Source organism: Sinorhizobium sp. RAC02 (genome assembly GCF_001713395.1).
GTDB lineage: Bacteria > Pseudomonadota > Alphaproteobacteria > Rhizobiales > Rhizobiaceae > Shinella.
In genome coordinates, this window is sequence record NZ_CP016450.1 from 3,362,613 (window position 1) to 3,382,193 (window position 19,581).

Below are 19,581 nucleotides of genomic sequence, written 5' to 3' on the forward strand. Positions count from 1 at the left end.
CAATTCATGCCGGAGGGAAATCACATGAAAGACATCGTCGTCATCGGCGCAGGCAAGATCGGCTCGACCATCGCCCGCATGCTGGCTCACAGCGGGGACTACCGCGTCACCGTCGCGGACCGTTCGGACGAGCAGCTCGCCGCCGTCGAGCGCCACGATGCCGTTTCGACCGTCGTCGTCGACATCGCCGACGCTGCCGCCATGAAGGCCCTGCTGACCGGCAAGTTCGCCGTTCTTTCGGCCGCTCCCTACCACCTGACGGTCGCGATTGCCGAAGCCGCGGCGGCTGCCGGCGTGCACTATCTCGACCTCACGGAAGACGTCGAATCCACCCGCCACGTCAAGCGCATCGCTGAAACCGCCAAGACGGCCTTCATTCCGCAGTGCGGCCTTGCACCGGGCTTCATCTCGATTGTCGCCAATGACCTTGCCAGCCGCTTCGATTCGCTCGAAAGCGTGCGCATGCGCGTCGGCGCCCTGCCGCAGTACCCCTCCAATGCGCTGAACTACAACCTCACCTGGAGCACGGACGGCGTCATCAACGAATATATCGAGCCCTGCGAAGCGATCGTCGAAAGCGCGCTGATCGAGGTTCCGGCGCTGGAAGAGCGCGAAGAGTTTTCGCTCGATGGCGTCACCTACGAAGCCTTCAACACGTCGGGCGGCCTCGGCACGCTCTGCGAATCGCTGAAGGGCAAGGTCCGCACGCTGAACTACAAGACGATCCGTTATCCCGGCCACGCCGCCATCATGAAGGCACTCTTGAACGATCTCGGCCTGCGTCACCGCCGCGAAGTCCTCAAGGACATCTTTGAAAACGCCCTGCCGACCACCACGCAGGACGTCGTCATCATCTTCGTGACCGTTTCCGGTCGCAAGGGTGGCCGCCTGATCCAGGAAACCTACGCCAACAAGGTCTACAGCGCGCCGATCGCCGGCGCCCTGCATTCTGCCATCCAGATCACGACCGCCGGCTCGATCTGCGCCGTGCTCGACATGCTGGCCGATGGAACGCTGCGCGCCGAAGGTTTTGTTCGCCAGGAAGAAATCGCCCTTGAGGCCTTCCTCGCCAACCGCTTCGGCCACCACTACGCCCAGGACCAGCACGGCGCCCGCGCCGCCTGATTTTTCCAGCTTTTCAACACCCCGGCCCAAAAGCCGGGGTGTTTTCGCATCTGTGGCGCCGCCGCGGGGAAGCAGAGAACGCCAAAAGGCGCGGATCAATAAAAATGGGGCCCCTTTCGAGGCCCCTTTTCTTTTGTCGATTGTCTGGTGCGGCTCAGGAAAGCCGCGCGACTGCATCCGTGATGCGCTTCAGCGCTTCCGTCAATTCCGCTTCCGACGTGGCGTAGGAGATGCGGAAAAACGGCGAGAGGCCGAAGGCGGAGCCGGGCACGACGGCGACATGGGCGTCTTCGAGGAGGTAATCCGTGAAGTCGCTGTCGGCTTCGATGCGCTTGCCCTTGGGCGTCACCTTGCCGATCACGCCGGCGCAGCCGGAGAAGGTGTAGAAGGCGCCTTCCGGGGTGCGGCAGGCGAGGCCGGGAATGGCGTTCAGTGCCGACACGACGAGGTCGCGGCGGTGCTTGAAGCTCGCCTGGCGGTCCTTCAGGAAGTCCTGAGGACCATTCAGCGCCTCGACCGAAGCAGCCTGGCTGACGGAGGAGGGGCAGGAGGTCGCCTGGCTCTGGATCACCGCCATGGCCTTGATCAGCGCCTTCGGGCCGCCGGCATAGCCGATGCGCCAGCCGGTCATCGCGTAGGCCTTGGAGACGCCGTTGATTGTCAGCGTGCGGCTCTTCAGGCGCGGCTCGATGGCGACGGGAGTGACGAACTTGAAACCATCGTAGACGATGTGTTCGTACATGTCGTCGACCATCAGCCAGACATGCGGGTGCCTCAGCAGCACGTCGAGCAGCGGGCGGTAATCGGCCTCGCCATAGGCCGCACCCGAGGGGTTGGACGGCGAATTGAACAGCACCCAGCGCATCTTCGGCGTGATCGCCTTTTCGAGCTGCTCCGCCTTCAGGCGAAAACCGGCTTCGGCATCGCAGGGAATCAGCACCGGCACGCCGCCGCAGATTTCCACGATGTCGGAATAGGAGGTCCAGTAGGGCGTCGGGATGATCACCTCGTCGCCCGGATTGACCGTCGCCATGAAGGCGTTGAACAGGATCTGCTTGGCGCCGGTCGCGACGGTGACCTCGTCGAGTGCATAGTCGACGTTGTTTTCGCGGCGGAATTTTTCGCAGATCGCCTTCTTCAGGTCCGGCGTGCCGTCGAGCGCGGTGTACTTGGTGTCGCCGCGGTCGATGGCGGCCTTGGCGGCGGCCTTGACGTTGTCGGGCGTGTCGAAGTCGGGCTCGCCGGCGCCGAGGATGATGACCGGCAGGCCGTCCTTCTTCATGGCAGCGGCGCGGGCGCCGATCTGCAGGATTTTTGAAACGCCGATGGCGGCGATGCGCGAGGCGGGCGTAAAGCCCGCCTCCTCAACCTTGGTCTGATTGTTCATGGCGGTTTACTCGATATCGCCCTTATTCGATGTCAAACGAGACGCCCTGGGCGAGCGGCAGGGCCTTCGAGTAGTTCACCGTGTTGGTGGCGCGGCGCATATAGGCCTTCCAGGCGTCGGAGCCGGATTCGCGGCCGCCGCCGGTTTCCTTCTCGCCGCCGAACGCGCCGCCGATTTCCGCACCGGACGTGCCGATGTTGACATTGGCGATGCCGCAATCCGAGCCGTCGACCGAGAGGAAGCGCTCGGCTTCCTGGACGTTCAGTGTGAAGATCGACGAGGAGAGGCCAGCCGAGACGGCGTTGTGGTCGTCCAGCACGGCGTCGAAGTCGGAATATTTCATGACGTAGAGGATCGGCGCGAAGGTTTCTTCGAGAACCGGGCCGGCCTGCTTCGGCATTTCGACGATGGCCGGCTTCACATAGTAGGCCGTGTCCTTGCCGGCATCGGCAACGCGATCACCGCCGGTGACGGAGCCGCCTTCGGCCTTGGCGGCTTCCAGCGCCTTCTGCATGCCGTCAAAGGCCTGCTTGTCGACGAGCGGGCCGACGAGAGCCGAGGTTTCCAGCGGGTTGCCGACGGAAACGCTGGTATAGGCCTTCTTCAGGCGCGGCACGAGCTGGTCGTAGACGCTGTCATGCACGAAGAGGCGGCGGAGCGTCGTGCAGCGCTGGCCGGCAGTGCCCATGGCACCGAAGGCGATGGCGCGCAGCGCCATGTCGAGGTCGGCGGAGGGGCAGACGATGCCGGCATTGTTGCCGCCGAGCTCGAGGATCGAGCGGGCAAAACGCTTGGCGAGACGCGGGCCGACTTCCTTGCCCATGCGGGTGGAGCCGGTGGCCGAGACGAGGGCGACCTTCGGGTGATCGACAAGGACTTCGCCGATGGCGCGGTCGCCAATGAGGACCTGGGAGAGGTTTGCCGGGGCTTCGCCGAAGCGGGCAAGCGCACGCTCGAAGATCGCCTGCGATGCAAGCGCGGTGAGCGGGGTCTTCTCAGACGGCTTCCAGACGGTGGAATTGCCGGCAACGAGGGCGAGTGCGGTGTTCCACGACCAGACGGCGACGGGGAAGTTGAAGGCCGAGATGATGCCGACGACGCCGAGCGGGTGCCAGGTTTCCATCATGCGGTGGCCGGGGCGCTCGGTGGCGATCGTCAGGCCGTAGAGCTGGCGGGAGAGGCCGACGGCGAAATCGCAGATGTCGATCATTTCCTGCACTTCGCCGAGGCCTTCGGAGGTGATCTTGCCGGCTTCGATGGAAACGAGGCGGCCGAGATCGGCCTTGGCGGCGCGCAGTTCTTCGCCGAGCAGGCGCACGAGCTCGCCGCGCTTGGGAGCGGGCACGAGGCGCCATTCCTTGAAGGCCTCATGGGCGGCTTCGATGGCCTTGGCGGCATCGGCCGCGGAAATGGACTTCAGCTTGGCGATTTCCTCGCCGCTGACCGGGCTGTAGGAGGTCATGTCACCGCCTTGCCAGGCGGCGCGCGGCACGCCGAGCTTGTCGAGAAGGGCGGCAGTTTCCTGTTTCACGTCGACTTTCGTCATGGGTATTCTCCCTGATGTCTTGTTAAAAGGTCATGGCGCCGAGCGAACCCGGCGAGGTGATGGTTTTCAGCCCGGCCGCAAGCCGGCGGATATCTTCGGGCGTGTATTTGTCGTAAAAGGCCTGGTTCTTGCGGCCGATGGCGTGTTCCGCGCTGAAGCTGCCGTCGAACTGTTCGACCGCCACCGTGAACACCCAGTCGCGCAGGTCCATTTCGAAATCGGGATCGGCAAGGCGTGGATCGTCCTTGGCGACGACGAGGTTGAAGTGCACGCCACCATCGCCGATATGGCCGAAATCGCAGATCGTCACGTCTTCGAAGTGACCGGGCATTTCCGCCTTCATATGGGCGAGGAAAGGCATGATGTCACCCCGGCGGAACGATAGATCGAAGGCGATCAATCGCCCGCTATGTTTCACGCCTTCGGACAAAGCATGTCGCAGCGCCCAGATCTCATGCGGCGGGCCGACGAAAGCGTCGGCGAGCGGTGCATCCTCGCGCTCCCAGATGGCGGCCAGCACCTCTTCCAGCACTGCATCGAGCGGCTGTTCGCCGTCGCGCGGCGGGCTGGAGCGGGAGATTTCCGCAAGGATCACGAAATCCGGCACGATGCCACCCTGGAAGGGGTTTCTCAACGACGGTACATGGTCGAGGGCGGCGCGAATGGCATTGCCGGACATGCCCTCGAAGGCCGAGAGGTAGCTGCCGAGCGCATCTTCCATGGCGACGAGGAGGGCGGAAACCTGTTCGTCCGAAGACGGAATGAGGAGCGCTGTCGCAGACTGTTTTGGTGCGGGTTCGAGGTTGAGCACACATTCGGTGATGATGCCGAAGGCGCCGGACGTACCGATGAAGAGCTGTTTCCAGTCCACGCCGGTGTTGTTCTTGCGCAGATCCGAAGAGAGGTCGAGCACGGTGCCGGCCTCGTCGGCGAGAACGATGGTGAGGCCCAGCGTGTTGCGGCGCACGTCGCCATAGCGCAGGAAGCGCGAGCCGCCGGTGTTCGTGGCGATCATGCCGCCGAGACGCGGGTCCGCGCCGAGGTCGATCGGGAAGAACAGGCCGGTTTCGTCGAGCTTGCCGTTGAGATCGGAGAGGCGAACGCCAGAACCTGCCTTGATGGTGCGGTTGACGCGGTCGAGCTCAAAGGGCGCCGTGAGGCGATCGAGGCTCAAAATGCCCTGCTGGCCGCTGTCGTCCGGTGTCGAGCCGGAGACGAGGCCGGTATTGCCGGATTGCGGCACCAGCGCGATGCCGTTTTTCACGCAGTAGGAGACGACGGCGGAGACTTCTTCTGTCGCGGTCGGACGGGCGACGAAGGCGGCGCGGCCCTTGTCGTAGCGCGCGCCGGTCTCGTAGGCAGCCATGTCCGAAGCCTCGGTGAGAAGACCCTTCTCGCCGAGCAGGCTTTTCAGCGTGTCGATATGGCGTGCCTCGATCATTCTTTCGTCCGTCACTCCGCGGCGGCCGCCATGTTGACGATGCCGAGGCACATTTCAAGCGATGCGCGCTGGATGCCGGCATAGTGCGCGAATTCGTCCAGAACCGTTGCACCGAGATCGCGCTCGAACATCATCTGGTTCGGGCTCGCGACAAAATCCTGCGCCGCATCGTCGCCGAGGTTCGACTGGAAGATGCCCGCGGCGCTGACCGGGAGAAAATCTTCGTAGACGATCGGATCGAACTGGATGAGACCGGCTTCGATGGCGGTTTCGAGATCGGCCCTGCGGCCGGAGACCGACATACCCTTTTCGGTCAGCGAATAGCTGAAATAGCCAAGGCCCGCCTTGCGAATACCGTCCCAGGTGTCCGGGAAGGCCTTGAAGACGTCGGCAAGTGCTGCCTCGTATTCGCTCGCATTGGAGCCGTCGGCGGCTGGGCGCACGCGGGCACGGGTGTCGTTCAAAAGCGTGTCGTAGAGCGCGCGGCCCTTCGGGGTCAGCGCCACACCACGCTGTTCGATCTCGCCGAAGCGGGCGCTGTGCGATCCCGCCTGCCAAGTGCCGTCCGCAGCAATGAAGGAAACGGCCTCCTCCAGCGCCTTGAACGAGGTCTGGCGCAGCAGGATCGGGCAATTGCGGGTCGGCGGGCCTTCGACGATGGCCTTGGGCGCGATGCCCTCCTGCGGCATGCGCGCCTGGATCTTGTCGATATCCAGCGTGCGCGGCGTCAGGTGGTTGATGTGCGGGCCCTTGAAGGAGACGACGTCGGCGATCAGGCGGTGCGCATCGTGCAGGCGCTTGTACATGTCGGCGCTGACGATGGCATGGTCGTGCCAGCGGAAGGTTTCGAGCACCTGCGCGACGAAGCGGGCGGCGTTAGCGGCATCCAGGCCGCCGTCGCGCTCGGCCTTCTCGACGAGGGCCACGGCTTCATCCGTGAAGATTTTCCGTGCCGCGAGCACGTCGGCGGCTTCCTGGCGCAGTGTTTCGTCGGCGATCAGGTCGAGGCGGAGCAGCGAGGTGAAAACGCGAAACGGGTTGCGGCTGAGGCTTTCGGCGCCGACCGGCCGGAAGGCGGTGGAATGAACAGGCACGCCGGCCGTGGAAAGATCGTAATAGCCGACCGGATGCATGCCCATGACGGCGAAGACGCGGCGCATCATGGAAAGCTCTTGTCGTGTGCCGAGGCGGATGGCGCCATGGCGTTCTTCCGAGATGCGGTCGAGCGTATCCGTCGCTTCGAGGCGCGTCTTCAGATGCGCGTCTGCGGCGAGCGTCTCGTCGTTGACCGAGGCCACCAGCGACATCAGCGTGCCATAGGCCGGCACCTCGTCGCGGTACATGGCGGACATGGCGGCGGAGAAATTCGAGCGGATCTTGTCGGCGGAAAGGATCGAACTGGATGTCATGGCGAACGGTCTCGTCTCGTTGGCGCGGCAGTTCCGGATGGAAAAGGCTTCACACTTTTCCTGGAATTGCTTTAGAAGGGTGGGAGGGCCCTGATCATTCTCAAAACGGATCATACCGGATCGTTTCCTTGAGCGATTGCGACCGTTCTGACTATGTTGATGCGAGGAAAGAATGAAGCTCAGTCGAAGGCTGATCCCGGACGTCACCACGCTGCAGGCGTTCGAATGTGCTGCCCGCCATGGCAGTTTCACGCAGGCGGCACACGAGCTGAACCTCACCCAGAGCGCCGTCAGCCGCCAGATCAAGGACCTGGAGGAACAGCTCGGCGTGCTGCTGTTCGAGCGCGTGCGCCAGCGGGTCGTGCTGTCGGATGACGGGCGGCGTTTCCTGCCGGAAGTGCGCAAGCTGCTGCACCAGACGGAAGAGACCATGCTGCGTGCCATGGCGTCGGCGTCGTCCGAACACAGCCTCAGCATCGCAACGCTGCCGACCTTCGGCAGCCGCTGGCTGACGCCGCGCATTCCGGCATTTCTCAGCGAACATCCGGGCACGATCGTCAACATCGCCTCCCGTTCGAAACCCTTCGATTTCGACGAAGAGAATTTCGACCTTGCCATCCATTACGGCCAGCCAGTGTGGGCACGCGCCGCCTGCTCCTATCTGTGCAGCGAGGTCATCCTGCCGGCAGCAAGTCCAGAGCTTCTGAAGGCGTGGAACTTTTCCGAGCCGAAGGACCTGGAGACGGCACCGCTTCTCCATCTCGCGACGCGCCCGAAGTTGTGGGCGCAATGGTTCGAGCTGAACGGCGGTTCGGCGGATACCGCCTATCGCGGCCATCGCTTCGACCAGTTCGCCATGGTCATCGAATCGGCCGTCGCCGGCCTCGGCTTTGCGCTCCTGCCGCACTACCTGATCGAGCAGGAGCTGGCGAGCGGCCGGCTGGCTGTCGTCTTCGACCGGCCGATGGAGACGGAAAACAGCTATTATCTCGTCGTGCCCGAGGGAAAGCTCGAAAACCCGTTGAGCCAGGCGTTTCGTGCCTGGATCGCCAATCAGGTTCCCGACCGGCATTGACCGCCTGTCATGCGGACGGGGCATGACCCCGTTCTCAATTTTTGCTTTAGTCATGGTGCCGCATCGTCGATGGTGCGGGAATAGCTCCTCCTTCTGAAAAGCAGACCACCATGCTCAACGACCCGCGCTCCCATGGCCTTTGGGAGATGACCGCACCGCCCGCCCCCGAAACGGTCGCCTTTTCCGGCAAGGCGGATGCGGATGTCGTCATCGTCGGTGGCGGCTATACCGGGTTCTCGACAGCACTCCATCTTGCCGAGCGCGGCACGCGGGTCATCCTGCTGGAAGGTGCTGAAATCGGTTACGGCGGCTCGGGCCGCAATGTCGGCCTCGTCAATGCCGGCATGTGGGTGATGCCGGACGAGTTGCCGGGCGTGCTCGGCGATCTCTATGGCAGCCGGTTGCTCGAACTGCTCGGCAATGCGCCGCGCCTGGTGTTCGACCTTGTTGAGAAACACAAGATCGACTGCGAGATCAACCCGGCCGGCACGCTGCACTGTGCCGTCGGCCAGTCCGGCCTCGATGAATTGAAGCAGCGCGCGGAGCAGTGGTCGCGCCGCGGCGCACCGGTGCGCCTGCTCGATGCGGCCGAGACGGCGGTGAAGGTGGGAACCGATGCCTATGCCGGCGCACTTCTCGACATGCGCGCCGGCACGATCCAGCCGCTTGCCTATGCGCGCGGCCTTTCGCGCGCTGCGATTGCCGCCGGCGCACAGGTCTTTACGGGAAGCCCGGTGACGGGTGCGGAGCGGACCGGCAAGCGCTGGACGGTCAACACTCCGCGCGGCTCGGTGACGGCGGACTGGGTCGTCGTCGCGACCAATGCCTATACGGTGGCACCCTGGAACGAGGTGCGCGCAGAGCTTCTCCACCTGCCCTATTTCAACTTCGCCACGGTGCCGCTTTCGGCGGAGATGCAGGCAAAAATCCTGCCGGAAAAGCAGGGCGCGTGGGACACGAAGGAGGTGCTCTCCTCCTTCCGCTTCGACAAGCGCGGCCGGCTGGTGTTCGGCAGCGTCGGGGCATTGCGCGGCATGGGGACCGGCATCCACAAATCCTGGGCCCGACGGGCGCTGAAGAAGCTGTTCCCCGCCATCGGCGATGTCGCTTTCGAGGCGGAATGGTACGGCAAGATCGGCATGACCACCGACAACCTGCCGCGCTTCCATCGCTTGGCCGAAAATGTCATCGGTTTTTCCGGCTATAACGGTCGCGGCATCGCGCCAGGCACCGTTTTCGGCCGCACGCTGGCGCAACTCATATCCGGCGAGATCGCCGAGATGGACCTGCCGCTGCCGGTCAGCGATCCCGAGGCCCAGTCCTTCCGCTCGGTGCGGGAGGGCTATTACGAACTCGGCGCGCAGATCGCCCATTTCGCAGGCGCGCGCATTTAAACGCCTTTAATGAAAACGCCCGGTCGAAGCCGGGCGTTTCTTTTCATGATCTCAGTGTCTGCCCGGCAGGCGGGGCAGGAAGATCGTGAGAATGCCGAGCAGCGGCATATACGAGCAGACCTGGAAGACGAACTCGATGCCGTGGCTGTCTGCGACGCCGCCAAGCAGCGCAGCGCCCAGGCCGCCCGCGCCAAAGGCGAAGCCGAAGAAGATGCCGGCGATCATGCCGACGCGGCCCGGTATCAGCTCCTGCGCGAAGACGACGATGGCGGAGAAGGCCGACGAGAAGATCAGGCCGATCAGCACCGTCAGGGCGCCCGTCCAGAACAGGTTGGCGTAGGGCAGCATCAGTGCGAAGGGAATGACGCCGAGGATCGAGAACCAGATCACGAAGCGCGTGCCGAAGCGGTCGCCGATCGGGCCGCCCAGGAAGACGCCGACGGCCGAGGCACCGAGGAACAGGAACAGCATGAGCTGCGCCTGCTGTATGTCGAGGCCGAAGCGTTCGATCGTGTAGAAGGTAAAGTAGCTCGAAATGCTGGCGAGATAGGCGTTCTTCGTCGTGGTCAGCAGAACGAGCACGGCGAGCGCCCAGGCAACGCGCTTGCCCGGCAGCGGCAGTTCACGGCTGACGGCGGGGCGGCCGGCGGACGAGCGGCGCTCGCCGGCATACCAGTTGCCGACCCAGGTCAGGATGACCATGCCGAGAAGCGCGATCGCCGAGAACCAGGCAACGCTCGTCTGGCCGAAGGGCAGCACGATGAAGGCGGCGAGCAGCGGGCCGATCGCCGTGCCGGCATTGCCGCCGACCTGGAACATCGATTGCGCGAGGCCGTGGCGACCGCCGGAGGCGAGACGGGCGACGCGAGAGGATTCCGGATGGAAGATCGCCGAGCCGAGGCCGATCAGGCAGGCGCCGAAGATCAGCACGGGGAACGAGTGCGCATAGGCGAGCATGATGAGGCCGACGAAGGTGCTGCCCATGCCGACCGGCAGCGAGAAGGGCATCGGCCAGCGGTCCGTCACGATACCGACGGCCGGCTGCAGCAGCGAGGCCGTGACCTGGAAGGCCATGGTGAGCAGGCCGATCTGCACGAAGTCGAGCGCGTAGTTTTCCTTCAGGAGCGGATAGAGTGACGTCAGCAGCGACTGCATGATGTCGTTCAGCATGTGGCAGGCGCTGACCGCGGCGATGATGGAATAGGTGGTGGTGGCAGCGCTGCGGGGCGCTGCGGGAACGACAGTCGACATGGGTAGCCTCGAATGATCCGCCCGGGTTGGCGTCTTTTGCCGTTCCCATACTAGGATTGCCTGCGGCCTGCTTTTGTGCTGAGGTCCATTTCTTACGCGAGTGGGCCAAAGATGGAAAAATTGACAGCTGCGCGCCTCAAGGCGCTCGATGACGATCACATCCGCAATCTTTCTCGCATGGAACAGTCGAACGAGGACGTTCTGGTCCACAGTTCGGAGATTCCGGGCGGCTACACCGTGCCGCCGCACCGCCATCGCCGCACGCAGTTCCTCTGCGTCTTTGCCGGCGTCGTGCTGGTTTCGACGGATCGCGGCCGCTGGATGATCCCGCCCGGCCACGCGCTGCTCATCCCGCGCGGGCTGGAACATTCGGTCGAGATGTACAGCGATGTCAGCATGCGCTCCGTCTATATCTATTCGCCGGAAGGCCGCGCCGCCTCGCAGGAGCCGACGGTGCTGGAGGTGACGGACCTTGCCCGGCAGCTGATCACGGAGGCGGTGCGCAAGGGCGCGCTTTCCGAGGAGCGCAACCGGGCGGAGCTGGTGATGGCGCTGCTGCTTGACGAGATCAGCCGCCTGCCCGAACGCCGCCTCGGCTTGCCCTTTCCGGCGAGCGGCCGGCTTGCCGGCCTCTGCCGCGACTTCGTCGAGCAGCCGTCACCGACGGCGAAGATCGACGATTGGGCGCGCCGCCTCAACATGAGCCGGCGCACCTTCACGCGGTTCTTTCGCGAGGAGATGGGCATCAGCTTCGTGACCTGGCGCCAGCAGGCCTGCCTCTTCGCCTGCCTGCCGCGGCTTGCTGCCGGCGAGCCGGTGACGCGCGTGGCGCTCGAAGCCGGCTATGAAAGCGTGCCGGCCTTCACCACCATGTTCAAGCGCATGCTCGGCTCCTCGCCGCGCGCCTATCTCACAAGCCGCGAGGCGGCATAGGAGTCTCAAAAAGACCGGCAAAGGACGCGATCCGGGGACTGTTTTCCGCCGGCTTTTGGGATTAGGAAGGGGTGCGGGACCCAAATCGGGCCGCAGACCGGGAGCGCAAGCCGCACGGGAGACGGAATTTGAGAAAAATACGGGTCATCGGGATCGGCGCGGGCAATCCCGAGCACATGACCGTTCAGGCGATCAATGCGCTGAACCGGTCGGATGTGCTGCTTATACCTGTGAAGGGCGACGAAAAGGCCTTTCTCGCCGATGCGCGCCGTGACATCTGCGACCGGTTCCTCACCAATCCTGCCTGCCGCATCCTCGACTATGCCGTACCGTTGCGCCGCGCCGATGGCTCCTACGAGGACGGTGTCAACGACTGGCACCGCGCCATCGCCGCGATCTACGAGCGCACGCTGCTGAACGCGGTCGGCGAGGACGAGACGCTTGGCCTGCTCGTCTGGGGCGATCCCATGCTCTACGACAGCACGCTGCGCATCATCGACCATGTCCGCGATGCCGGACGCGTCGCCTTCGAAACGGAGGTCATCCCTGGCATCACCAGCGTCCAGGCGCTTTGCGCCAGCCACGGCATCGCGCTGAACCGCATCGGGCTGCCCGTCGAAATTACCACCGGCCGCCGGCTTGCCGAAGGTTGGCCGGAATCCTCGCGTGATGCGCTGGTCATGCTCGATGGCGTGCAGGCTTTTCGAACGGTGACGGATCCGGAAGCCGACATCTGGTGGGGCGCCTATCTCGGCACGCCACACGAAATCCTGCTTTCCGGCCGGCTGGCCGACATGGCCGAAACCATCACCGAGACCCGCCGCACGGCGCGCGAAAAGCATGGCTGGATCATGGATACCTATCTGATCCGCCGTCCTGCCACTGAGGCGGAGGAGGGGCCGGCATGACGGTGACGCTCGCCCTCGACCGGTGCGATACGGGTGCGCTGCGCCGCGGCGCCTGCCCCTCGATCGCCGCGCCGATGCAGACCGGTGACGGCCTGCTGGTGCGCCTGCGCCCTGCCGCGCCTGCCCTGACGGCGGATGATCTGCTTGCCCTTGCCGATCTCGCCCGCGCCCATGGCAATGGCCTCATCGAAATCACCGCACGCGGCAATCTCCAGCTTCGCGGCTTGACGGAGGCTTCGGTGCCGCATCTGGCGGCCGGCCTTGCCGCTGCCGGCATCGTTCCCCAGACGGGCGTCGCCATTGAAGTCCCGCCGTTCGCCGGCATCGATCCGTCAGAAATCGCCGATGCCACGCCGGTTGCGGATGCGTTGCGCAAGGCGATTTCCCGGGCATCGTTTACCCTCGCCCCGAAGCTCGCAATCGTTGTCGATGGCGGTGGCATGCTTTCGCTTGCCGACATGATCGCGGATCTCCGGCTTGATGCCGTCGTTGTCGGGGGACGCATGGCGTGGCGCCTGTCGGTCGGTGGTGATCGTCAAAGGGCCAGACCTGTCGCCTTGCTGCCAGAAGACTCCGTGTTGGATGGTGCAATGGCCGTCATCGCCGCGCTCGTGGCCATCGGTCCCGCCGCCCGCGGCCGCGATCTGGATGTCGCCGCGCTGGTGCGGATGCCGGGTGCTGCGCCGATGCAGGCTGTACCTGCGGCCCTGTCCACCCACCCGCTCGGCGCACACCGCATCGGGAGCGAAACCGTGCTTGGCCTGGCGCCGGCATATGGCCAGATGCATGCCGATCGGCTTGCGGCGCTTGTCGAGGGACTTTCCGCCTGTGGCGCCGTGGAATTCCGCCTCGCACCGCATCGCAGCCTGCTGGTGCGCGGCCTTTCCGGCGAAACGCTTGCAGTCGCCCGGGCCTGCGCCGATCGCCAGGGGTTCTGGAACACGGACAACGCGCCCGGCCGCACCATCTCCATATGCGCCGGCGCCGCCGGCTGCGCTTCGGCCAGCTTCGACACTCGTGCCGCCGCCGATGCCTTGGTCGCAGAAGCTGGCGGCTTGCTGGACGGTTCCCTAGACATGCACATTTCCGGCTGCCCGAAGGGCTGCGCCCATCCGCCCGTTGCCGCCATCACGCTCTGCGGCACGACCGCAGGTGTCGGCCTGATCCTTGACGGGCGGGCGAGCGATGCGCCGGCGGCGATTATCCCAGCCGGTGATCTGAAGCCGGCTATCCAGCGCTTCGGCAGCGTTTTGCGCGCGCGCAGCGCGGGAGGCGAGACCGCCAGAAACCTGCTCGACCGCACCCCGTCCGCGGTCCTTCTTTCCGCATATCAAGGCCAATCATGACCCAGTACGACTACATCAAGGATGGCACTGCCATCTATGAAAAATCCTTCGCGATCATCCGCGCCGAGGCCGATCTCTCGCGCTTCTCCGAAATGGAAGCGGATGTCGCGGTGCGGATGATCCACGCTGCCGGCCTGGTGGAAGCCGCGCCGCATTTCGTCTTTTCGCCGGATTTCGTGACGTCCGCGCGCGCGGCCCTTCAGGGTGGTGCGCCGATCTTCTGCGATGCCGAGATGGTCGCCCGCGGCGTTACCGCCGCCCGCCTGCCGGCAAACAACGACGTGCTCTGCACGCTGCGCGATCCGCGCACGCCGGAACTTGCCGCGGAAACAGGCAACACCCGCTCGGCGGCCGCCATCCGGCTCTGGCTCGATCGCATGGCCGGCTCGGTCGTTGCCATCGGCAACGCGCCGACGGCACTTTTCTACCTGCTCGAACTTTTGCGCGATGGCGCGCCAAAACCGGCGGCGATCCTCGGCATGCCGGTCGGCTTCGTCGGGGCGGCTGAATCCAAGGATGCGCTGGCCGAAAATTCCTATGGCGTGCCCTATGCCATCGTGCGCGGCCGTCTCGGCGGTAGCGCGATGACGGCGGCGGCGCTCAATTCGCTGGCGAGGCCGGGACTATGAACATGGTGGCGACGGTGACGGGACGATTGTATGGCGTGGGCACGGGGCCGGGTGATCCGGAACTCCTCACGCTGAAGGCGGTGCGGGCGATCGGCGAGGCGGATGTGCTTGCCTACTTCGCCAAGGCCGGGCGCTCCGGCAATGGACGGGCGATTGTCGAAGGCCTGCTGAAGCCGGATATGGTGGAGCTGCCGCTCTACTATCCGGTGACGACGGAGATCGACAAGGACCACGACGACTACAAGAACCAGATCACCGCCTTCTACGATGCCTCCGCCGCGGCCGTCGCCGAGCATCTCGCCGCCGGTCGCACGGTCGCAATCCTCTCCGAGGGCGACCCGATGTTCTACGGCTCCTATATGCATCTGCATGTGCGGCTCGCCGATCGCTTTCCGACGGAGGTCATCCCCGGCATCACGGCCATGTCCGGCTGCTGGTCGCTCTCGGGCCTGCCGATCGTGCAGGGCGACGACGTGCTTTCCGTGCTGCCAGGCACGATGGGCGAGGACGAGCTGTCGCGCCGTCTCGTCGATACACAGGCCGCCGTCATCATGAAGGTCGGCCGTAACCTGCCGAAAATCCGCCGGGCCCTTTCGCAGGCCGGCCGCCTGGGCGAAGCGGTCTATGTCGAGCGCGGTACCACGCCCGTCGGCAAATCCATCCGGCTCTCGGAAAAGCTCGACGACACCGCGCCCTATTTCTCGCTGGTGCTCGTGCCGGGCTGGAGCACCCGCGGATGACGGGCAAGCTCTTCGTGATCGGAACCGGTCCCGGCAATCCGGACCAGATGACGCCGGAGGCGCTTAACGCCGTTGCGGCGTCGACCGAGTTTTTCGGCTACTTTCCCTATATCGACCGGCTGAATCTTCGCTCCGACCAGATCAAGGTCGCCTCGGACAATCGCGAGGAACTGAACCGTGCGCAGGCGGCGCTGATCCGTGCTGCGGCGGGTATCAATGTCTGCGTCGTCTCCGGTGGTGATCCGGGTGTCTTTGCCATGGCGGCGGCGGTTTGCGAGGCGATCGATGCCGGGCCGGACGACTGGAAATCCGTCGACCTCGTCATCGTTCCGGGCGTCACCGCGATGCTGGCCGTCGCAGCCCGCATCGGCGCGCCGCTCGGCCACGATTTCTGTGCGATCTCGCTGTCCGACAATCTCAAGCCTTGGGAGATCATCGAGAAGCGGCTGCGCCTGGTGTCCGAAGCCGGGCTTGTCATCGCGCTCTACAATCCGATCAGCAAGGCGCGGCCGTGGCAGCTCGGCAAGGCATTCGAGATACTTCGCGAGACACTTCCGGCCACGACGCCGGTGATCTTCGGCCGTGCCGCGGGCCGGCCGGACGAGCATATGCTGGTCATGCCGTTGGGAGACGCCGCGGCGGAGCGGGCCGATATGGCGACCTGCGTCGTGATCGGCTCGCCGGAAACGCGGGTCATCGCGCGTCCCGGCCTGCCGGACCTGGTCTATACGCCGCGCTTCCTGAAGGACGCGAGCAGATGATCGGTAAGCCGGACCGCATCCTCGACCGTCTCTGCGTGGTGGCCGCTTTCGCTGGCCGCCCGCTCGACGAGTATGACGGGGAGGCCGAGAATACGCGCGGCGACGATCTTGCCGTAGGTGGCGTCGCCGCCGGAATTCTTGCTGACGATGACATCGATGCGCTGTTGCCGCAGCAGGTCCACTTCCGCCTCGACGGCGAAGGGACCGCGGGCGAGCAGGTATTCGACGCTCGGTGCCTCCATCGGCGGATCGACCGGATCGACGCTGCGCACGAGATAGTGGTGCTGAGGTGCTGCGTCGAAGGCTCTCGCCTCCTGCCGGCCGATGGCAAGAAAGACGCGGCGCGGCTGCACACCCAAGGCGGTAACGGCCTCTTCGATGGAGGTCCGGCGGATCCAGCGATCACCCTCCGTCTCCTCCCAGCCGCGCCGTTCCAGCCGCAGCAGCGGAATATTCGCCGCAGCGCTTGCTGCACGGGCATTGGCCGAAATTTGTCTCGCGAAGGGATGGGTCGCATCGATCACGAGCTCGATGGCATGCTCATCGAGATAGGCCGCAAGCCCCGGTACGCCGCCGAAACCACCGATGCGCACGGGCACGGGCTGCGGCGCGGGATCGACGGTCCGGCCGGCAAGCGAGAGCGTGACGGCAAGATCGGTTCGGCCGGCAAGGCGGCCGGCAAGGTCGCGGGCTTCCGTCGTGCCGCCCAGTATGAGGATGCGTCGCTTGTCCACGCCTGATCAAATCCCCCCGCAAGCCGCCCCCTGGCTTTCCATCGTCGGGATCGGCGAGGACGGTCTAGCGGGTCTCGGTGACGAGGCCAAGGCCGCAATTGCCGCCGCCGAGCTGGTTTTCGGCGGCACACGGCATCTGGAACTCGCCGATGCGGCGATCCGGGGCGAGCGCCATGGCTGGTTGTCCCCGTTCGAGCGTTCGGTCGATGCCGTGCTGTCAGTCCGGGACCGGCCGGTCGTCGTGCTGGCCTCGGGCGATCCGTTTTTCTACGGCGTCGGCGTCACGTTGTCCCGTCGCATCGCGCGGGCCGAAATGCGCGTCTTTCCGGCGCCGTCGTCGTTCAGTCTTGCGGCTTCCCGCATGGGCTGGGCGCTTCAGGATACGCTTTGCCTTTCGCTGCATGGCCGCCCCATCGATCTCATTCGCCCGCACCTGCATCCAGGCAGCCGCATTCTTGCTCTGACGTCGGACAGTGACGGCCCGGCGGCGCTGGCCGCATTGCTCGCGGAAAACGGCTTTGGCGCCTCGACGCTCACCGTTCTCGAAGCGCTCGGCGGCGCGCGGGAGCGGCTGAGCAGCCATCGGGCGGAGACCTTTGCACTTACGGATGCCGATATGCTGAATGTTTGCGCCGTGGAGGTTGTGGCTGGCAGTGCCGCACGGGTCCTCGCCTATACGCCCGGTCTCGATGATGGTTTGTTCGAGCATGACGGGCAGATCACCAAGCGCGAAGTCCGCGCGCTGACCCTCTCCGCGCTGGCGCCGAAGCGGGGCGAATCGCTGTGGGATGTCGGCGCCGGCTCGGGATCGATCGGCATCGAGTGGATGCTGGCCGACCCCTCGCTTCGCGCCATCGCGATCGAGGGAAACACCGAACGCGCCGCCCGCATCCGCCGCAATGCCAACAATTTCGGCGTGCCGGGCCTTTCGGTCGTCGAGGGCGCGGCGCCGGCAGCGCTTGCCGGGCTTGCTGCGCCGGATGCCGTCTTCATTGGCGGCGGCGGCAGCGAGGCGGGGGTGATGGAGGCGGCGATTGGCGGCCTGAAGGCCGGCGGTCGGCTCGTCGCCAATGCGGTGACGACGGAAATGGAAGTGGTGCTGCTTGCGCACCATGCGCGGCTTGGCGGCGCGTTGACCCGCATCGATGTCACGCGGGCCTCACCCATCGGGCAGATGACGGGCTGGCGGCCCGCCATGCCGGTCACGCAATGGAGCTGGGTCAAGCCGGCTAAACAAATTGAGGAATAATATGATCGTTCATTTCATCGGCGCCGGTCCCGGTGCTGCCGACCTCATCACCGTGCGTGGGCGTGACCTGATCGGCAAGTGCCCGGTCTGCCTCTATGCCGGTTCCATCGTCTCGCCGGAGCTTCTGCAATATTGCCCGCCGGGCGCGCGCATCGTCGACACGGCGCCGCTATCGCTCGACGAGATCGAGGCCGAATTCTTGCGCGCGGCGCAGGCGGGCGAGGACGTGGCGCGGCTGCATTCCGGCGATCTTTCCGTCTGGAGCGCCGTTGCCGAGCAGGTCCGCCGGCTCGAAAACCACGGGCTGACCTATACGATGACCCCGGGCGTGCCGTCCTTTGCCGCGGCCGCCGCCGCACTCGGTCGCGAACTCACCATTCCGGCCGTCGCGCAGAGCCTCGTGCTCACCCGCGTCTCCGGCCGCGCCTCGCCCATGCCGAACCGCGAGACGCTGGAGAACTTTGGTGCGACAGGCGCCACATTGGCCATCCATCTGGCCATTCACGCCCTGGACAAGGTGGTCGAAGACCTTACCCCGCTCTACGGCGCCGATTGCCCGGTGGCGATCGTCGTGAAAGCCTCCTGGCTCGATGAGCGCGTGGTGCGCAGCACGTTGGCCGATATCGTGGCGAAAGTTGCCGAAGAACCGATCGAGCGCACGGCGCTGATCTTCGTCGGCCGCGCATTGGCGGCCACGGATTTTCGTGAAAGCTCGCTCTACGATCCCACCTACCAACGGCGTTTCCGCGGCCGGGGCGATTAGGTCGGCAGAAGCGCTTCCAAAGCGAGCGACGCCTTGGAGCGGTAACGCTCCTTGTGCCGGAGCAGGCGAAAGGCGCGCTCCGGCAGGTCGAAGGCGATGCGGGCCAGCCGGCCCGATGCCAGGTCGTCCGCGACGGCCAGTTCGGAAATCGCGGTCAATGCGCCGCCGGCAAGCACGGCGCTGCGCACGGCTTCGTTCGACGGCAGGGAAAGTGTGATGTCGAGAGATGCCTCGTCCACGCCGCGCGCCGCCAGCGCAGCGGTCAGGGCGCCGCGTGTGCCGGAGCCCGCTTCGCGCAGAACCCAGTGCGCCGCCAAAAGATCGGCCGGCTCGACCGGTTTGCCCAAGAGTGGATGGCCGGCCGGCGCAACCACCACGACGCGGTCGCGCGCGACGGTCCGCTGCGAGAGGGCAGGATGGTCGATTGCGCCTTCGACGAATCCGAGTTCCACCCGCCCCTCGAGCACGGCCTCGGCAACTTGCTCCGTGTTGCCGCTGCCCACGCGCATGTCGATGGCCGGATAGGCCGCGTGGAAGCTTATGAGCAGCGGGGGCAGCCAGTAGGCGCCGACCGTCTGGCTGGCGGCAAGCGTCAGCGTGCCGCGCTTGAGGCCGCCGATTTCGGTGAGGAAGAGATCCGTGCTTTCGGCCCGTGCCAGCGTGGCCCTGGCTTCCGGCAGGAAGGCATGGCCTGTCTCCGTCAGTTCGATCCGCCGGCCGGTCCGGTGAAATAGCGCGATGCCGTAGCGCTCCTCCACGACGCGGATCGCCGAGCTGACGGCGGAGGGCGTGAGATTCAGCGCCTCGGCGGCCTGCGTGAGATGCTCGCGCTCCGCCACGGCGACGAAGATACGGAGCTGTTCGAGCGTCATCATATGTTCGATCCAATC

The 19,581-nt window shown here is 65.4% G+C and carries 18 protein-coding genes; 11 read left to right on the forward strand and 7 right to left on the reverse strand.

The features are described from left to right. The first annotated feature begins 24 nt into the window (after positions 1-24). Positions 25-1,125 (forward strand): saccharopine dehydrogenase family protein, encoded by a 1,101-nt coding sequence (locus BSY16_RS16205; RefSeq protein ID WP_069060620.1) that lies wholly within the window; start codon positions 25-27, stop codon positions 1,123-1,125. Between the two features lie 154 nt (positions 1,126-1,279). On the opposite strand, the gene BSY16_RS16210 is transcribed toward BSY16_RS16205, so the two are convergent. From BSY16_RS16210 to hglS, 4 genes are read right to left on the reverse strand one after another with little or no spacing between them, the layout of a single operon-like run. Continuing rightward, on the reverse strand, positions 1,280-2,512 hold the full coding sequence (locus tag BSY16_RS16210) for a pyridoxal phosphate-dependent aminotransferase (protein WP_069060621.1): 1,233 nt from the start codon (positions 2,510-2,512) through the stop codon (positions 1,280-1,282). Positions 2,513-2,534: 22 nt separating this feature from the next. After that, positions 2,535-4,058 (reverse strand): L-piperidine-6-carboxylate dehydrogenase, encoded by a 1,524-nt coding sequence (gene amaB, locus BSY16_RS16215; protein WP_069060622.1) that lies wholly within the window; start codon positions 4,056-4,058, stop codon positions 2,535-2,537. A 22-nt stretch (positions 4,059-4,080) separates the two neighbouring features. Beyond that, positions 4,081-5,499 carry an FAD-binding oxidoreductase gene (locus BSY16_RS16220; protein WP_069060623.1) on the reverse strand — a complete coding sequence of 473 codons (1,419 nt, stop codon included), beginning with the start codon at positions 5,497-5,499 and terminating at the stop codon, positions 4,081-4,083. A gap of 11 nt (positions 5,500-5,510) precedes the next feature. Next, positions 5,511-6,908 (reverse strand): 2-oxoadipate dioxygenase/decarboxylase HglS, encoded by a 1,398-nt coding sequence (gene hglS / locus BSY16_RS16225; RefSeq protein ID WP_069061582.1) that lies wholly within the window; start codon positions 6,906-6,908, stop codon positions 5,511-5,513. 172 nt (positions 6,909-7,080) lie between these two features. On the opposite strand from hglS, the gene BSY16_RS16230 reads away from it, so the two are divergent. Both BSY16_RS16230 and BSY16_RS16235 read left to right on the forward strand, forming a co-directional pair. Further along, the gene (locus BSY16_RS16230; RefSeq protein ID WP_069060624.1) at positions 7,081-7,983 is read left to right on the forward strand and encodes a LysR family transcriptional regulator; all 903 of its coding nucleotides are present in this window, start codon (positions 7,081-7,083) and stop codon (positions 7,981-7,983) included. 110 nt (positions 7,984-8,093) lie between these two features. Further along, the gene (locus tag BSY16_RS16235) at positions 8,094-9,377 is read left to right on the forward strand and encodes an NAD(P)/FAD-dependent oxidoreductase (RefSeq protein ID WP_069060625.1); all 1,284 of its coding nucleotides are present in this window, start codon (positions 8,094-8,096) and stop codon (positions 9,375-9,377) included. 51 nt (positions 9,378-9,428) lie between these two features. Here BSY16_RS16235 and BSY16_RS16240 read toward each other — a convergent pair whose 3' ends face one another. Next, positions 9,429-10,628 (reverse strand): MFS transporter, encoded by a 1,200-nt coding sequence (locus tag BSY16_RS16240; protein WP_069060626.1) that lies wholly within the window; start codon positions 10,626-10,628, stop codon positions 9,429-9,431. A gap of 111 nt (positions 10,629-10,739) precedes the next feature. On the opposite strand from BSY16_RS16240, the gene BSY16_RS16245 reads away from it, so the two are divergent. The 6 genes from BSY16_RS16245 to BSY16_RS16270 all read left to right on the forward strand — a co-directional run bounded on the left by BSY16_RS16245 (position 10,740) and on the right by BSY16_RS16270 (position 15,945). Further along, positions 10,740-11,561, forward strand: coding sequence for an AraC family transcriptional regulator (locus BSY16_RS16245; protein WP_069060627.1), 822 nt, complete (start codon positions 10,740-10,742; stop codon positions 11,559-11,561). Positions 11,562-11,689: 128 nt separating this feature from the next. Beyond that, the gene (gene cobF, locus BSY16_RS16250) at positions 11,690-12,469 is read left to right on the forward strand and encodes a precorrin-6A synthase (deacetylating) (protein ID WP_069060628.1); all 780 of its coding nucleotides are present in this window, start codon (positions 11,690-11,692) and stop codon (positions 12,467-12,469) included. Then, positions 12,466-13,815 carry a precorrin-3B synthase gene (cobG, locus tag BSY16_RS16255; protein ID WP_069060629.1) on the forward strand — a complete coding sequence of 450 codons (1,350 nt, stop codon included), beginning with the start codon at positions 12,466-12,468 and terminating at the stop codon, positions 13,813-13,815. Before cobF ends, cobG begins: the two co-directional genes overlap by 4 nt. After that, positions 13,812-14,444 (forward strand): precorrin-8X methylmutase, encoded by a 633-nt coding sequence (locus tag BSY16_RS16260; RefSeq protein ID WP_069060630.1) that lies wholly within the window; start codon positions 13,812-13,814, stop codon positions 14,442-14,444. The genes cobG and BSY16_RS16260 overlap by 4 nt, the downstream gene beginning before the upstream one ends. 2 nt (positions 14,445-14,446) lie before the next feature. Beyond that, entirely contained in the window at positions 14,447-15,184 is a 738-nt protein-coding gene (locus tag BSY16_RS16265) for a precorrin-2 C(20)-methyltransferase (protein WP_069061583.1), read from the forward strand. After that, positions 15,181-15,945 (forward strand): precorrin-3B C(17)-methyltransferase, encoded by a 765-nt coding sequence (locus BSY16_RS16270; RefSeq protein ID WP_069060631.1) that lies wholly within the window; start codon positions 15,181-15,183, stop codon positions 15,943-15,945. Before BSY16_RS16265 ends, BSY16_RS16270 begins: the two co-directional genes overlap by 4 nt. Here BSY16_RS16270 and BSY16_RS16275 read toward each other — a convergent pair. Further along, complete coding sequence (locus tag BSY16_RS16275) at positions 15,909-16,679, reverse strand: cobalt-precorrin-6A reductase (protein WP_069061584.1); 771 nt, start codon at positions 16,677-16,679, stop codon at positions 15,909-15,911. The two genes, BSY16_RS16270 and BSY16_RS16275, sit on opposite strands and share 37 nt — an antisense overlap. Between BSY16_RS16275 and cbiE the strand changes: the two genes are divergently transcribed. Together cbiE and cobM are read left to right on the forward strand one after the other, a co-directional pair. Next, a complete protein-coding gene (cbiE, locus tag BSY16_RS16280) occupies positions 16,672-17,928 on the forward strand; it encodes a precorrin-6y C5,15-methyltransferase (decarboxylating) subunit CbiE (protein WP_286157143.1) in 1,257 nt (418 codons plus the stop codon). The two genes, BSY16_RS16275 and cbiE, sit on opposite strands and share 8 nt — an antisense overlap. Position 17,929: 1 nt before the next feature. Further along, a complete protein-coding gene (cobM, locus tag BSY16_RS16285) occupies positions 17,930-18,691 on the forward strand; it encodes a precorrin-4 C(11)-methyltransferase (protein WP_069060633.1) in 762 nt (253 codons plus the stop codon). Here the strand turns inward: cobM and BSY16_RS16290 are convergent. After that, positions 18,688-19,563, reverse strand: a complete 876-nt coding sequence (locus BSY16_RS16290; RefSeq protein ID WP_069060634.1) for a LysR substrate-binding domain-containing protein — start codon at positions 19,561-19,563, stop codon at positions 18,688-18,690. The genes cobM and BSY16_RS16290 overlap by 4 nt on opposite strands. Positions 19,564-19,581: the final 18 nt, after the last annotated feature.

What these genes read in the sequence shown, in the direction of transcription:
- BSY16_RS16205 (WP_069060620.1), top strand. Translation starts at nt 25, where the DNA reads ATGAAAGACATCGTCGTCATCGGCGCAGGCAAGATCGGCTCGACCATC.
- BSY16_RS16210 (WP_069060621.1), bottom strand. Translation starts at nt 2,512, where the DNA reads ATGAACAATCAGACCAAGGTTGAGGAGGCGGGCTTTACGCCCGCCTCG.
- amaB (WP_069060622.1), bottom strand. Translation starts at nt 4,058, where the DNA reads ATGACGAAAGTCGACGTGAAACAGGAAACTGCCGCCCTTCTCGACAAG.
- BSY16_RS16220 (WP_069060623.1), bottom strand. Translation starts at nt 5,499, where the DNA reads ATGATCGAGGCACGCCATATCGACACGCTGAAAAGCCTGCTCGGCGAG.
- hglS (WP_069061582.1), bottom strand. Translation starts at nt 6,908, where the DNA reads ATGACATCCAGTTCGATCCTTTCCGCCGACAAGATCCGCTCGAATTTC.
- BSY16_RS16230 (WP_069060624.1), top strand. Translation starts at nt 7,081, where the DNA reads ATGAAGCTCAGTCGAAGGCTGATCCCGGACGTCACCACGCTGCAGGCG.
- BSY16_RS16235 (WP_069060625.1), top strand. Translation starts at nt 8,094, where the DNA reads ATGCTCAACGACCCGCGCTCCCATGGCCTTTGGGAGATGACCGCACCG.
- BSY16_RS16240 (WP_069060626.1), bottom strand. Translation starts at nt 10,628, where the DNA reads ATGTCGACTGTCGTTCCCGCAGCGCCCCGCAGCGCTGCCACCACCACC.
- BSY16_RS16245 (WP_069060627.1), top strand. Translation starts at nt 10,740, where the DNA reads ATGGAAAAATTGACAGCTGCGCGCCTCAAGGCGCTCGATGACGATCAC.
- cobG (WP_069060629.1), top strand. Translation starts at nt 12,466, where the DNA reads ATGACGGTGACGCTCGCCCTCGACCGGTGCGATACGGGTGCGCTGCGC.
- BSY16_RS16260 (WP_069060630.1), top strand. Translation starts at nt 13,812, where the DNA reads ATGACCCAGTACGACTACATCAAGGATGGCACTGCCATCTATGAAAAA.
- BSY16_RS16265 (WP_069061583.1), top strand. Translation starts at nt 14,447, where the DNA reads ATGGTGGCGACGGTGACGGGACGATTGTATGGCGTGGGCACGGGGCCG.
- BSY16_RS16270 (WP_069060631.1), top strand. Translation starts at nt 15,181, where the DNA reads ATGACGGGCAAGCTCTTCGTGATCGGAACCGGTCCCGGCAATCCGGAC.
- cobM (WP_069060633.1), top strand. Translation starts at nt 17,930, where the DNA reads ATGATCGTTCATTTCATCGGCGCCGGTCCCGGTGCTGCCGACCTCATC.
- BSY16_RS16290 (WP_069060634.1), bottom strand. Translation starts at nt 19,563, where the DNA reads ATGACGCTCGAACAGCTCCGTATCTTCGTCGCCGTGGCGGAGCGCGAG.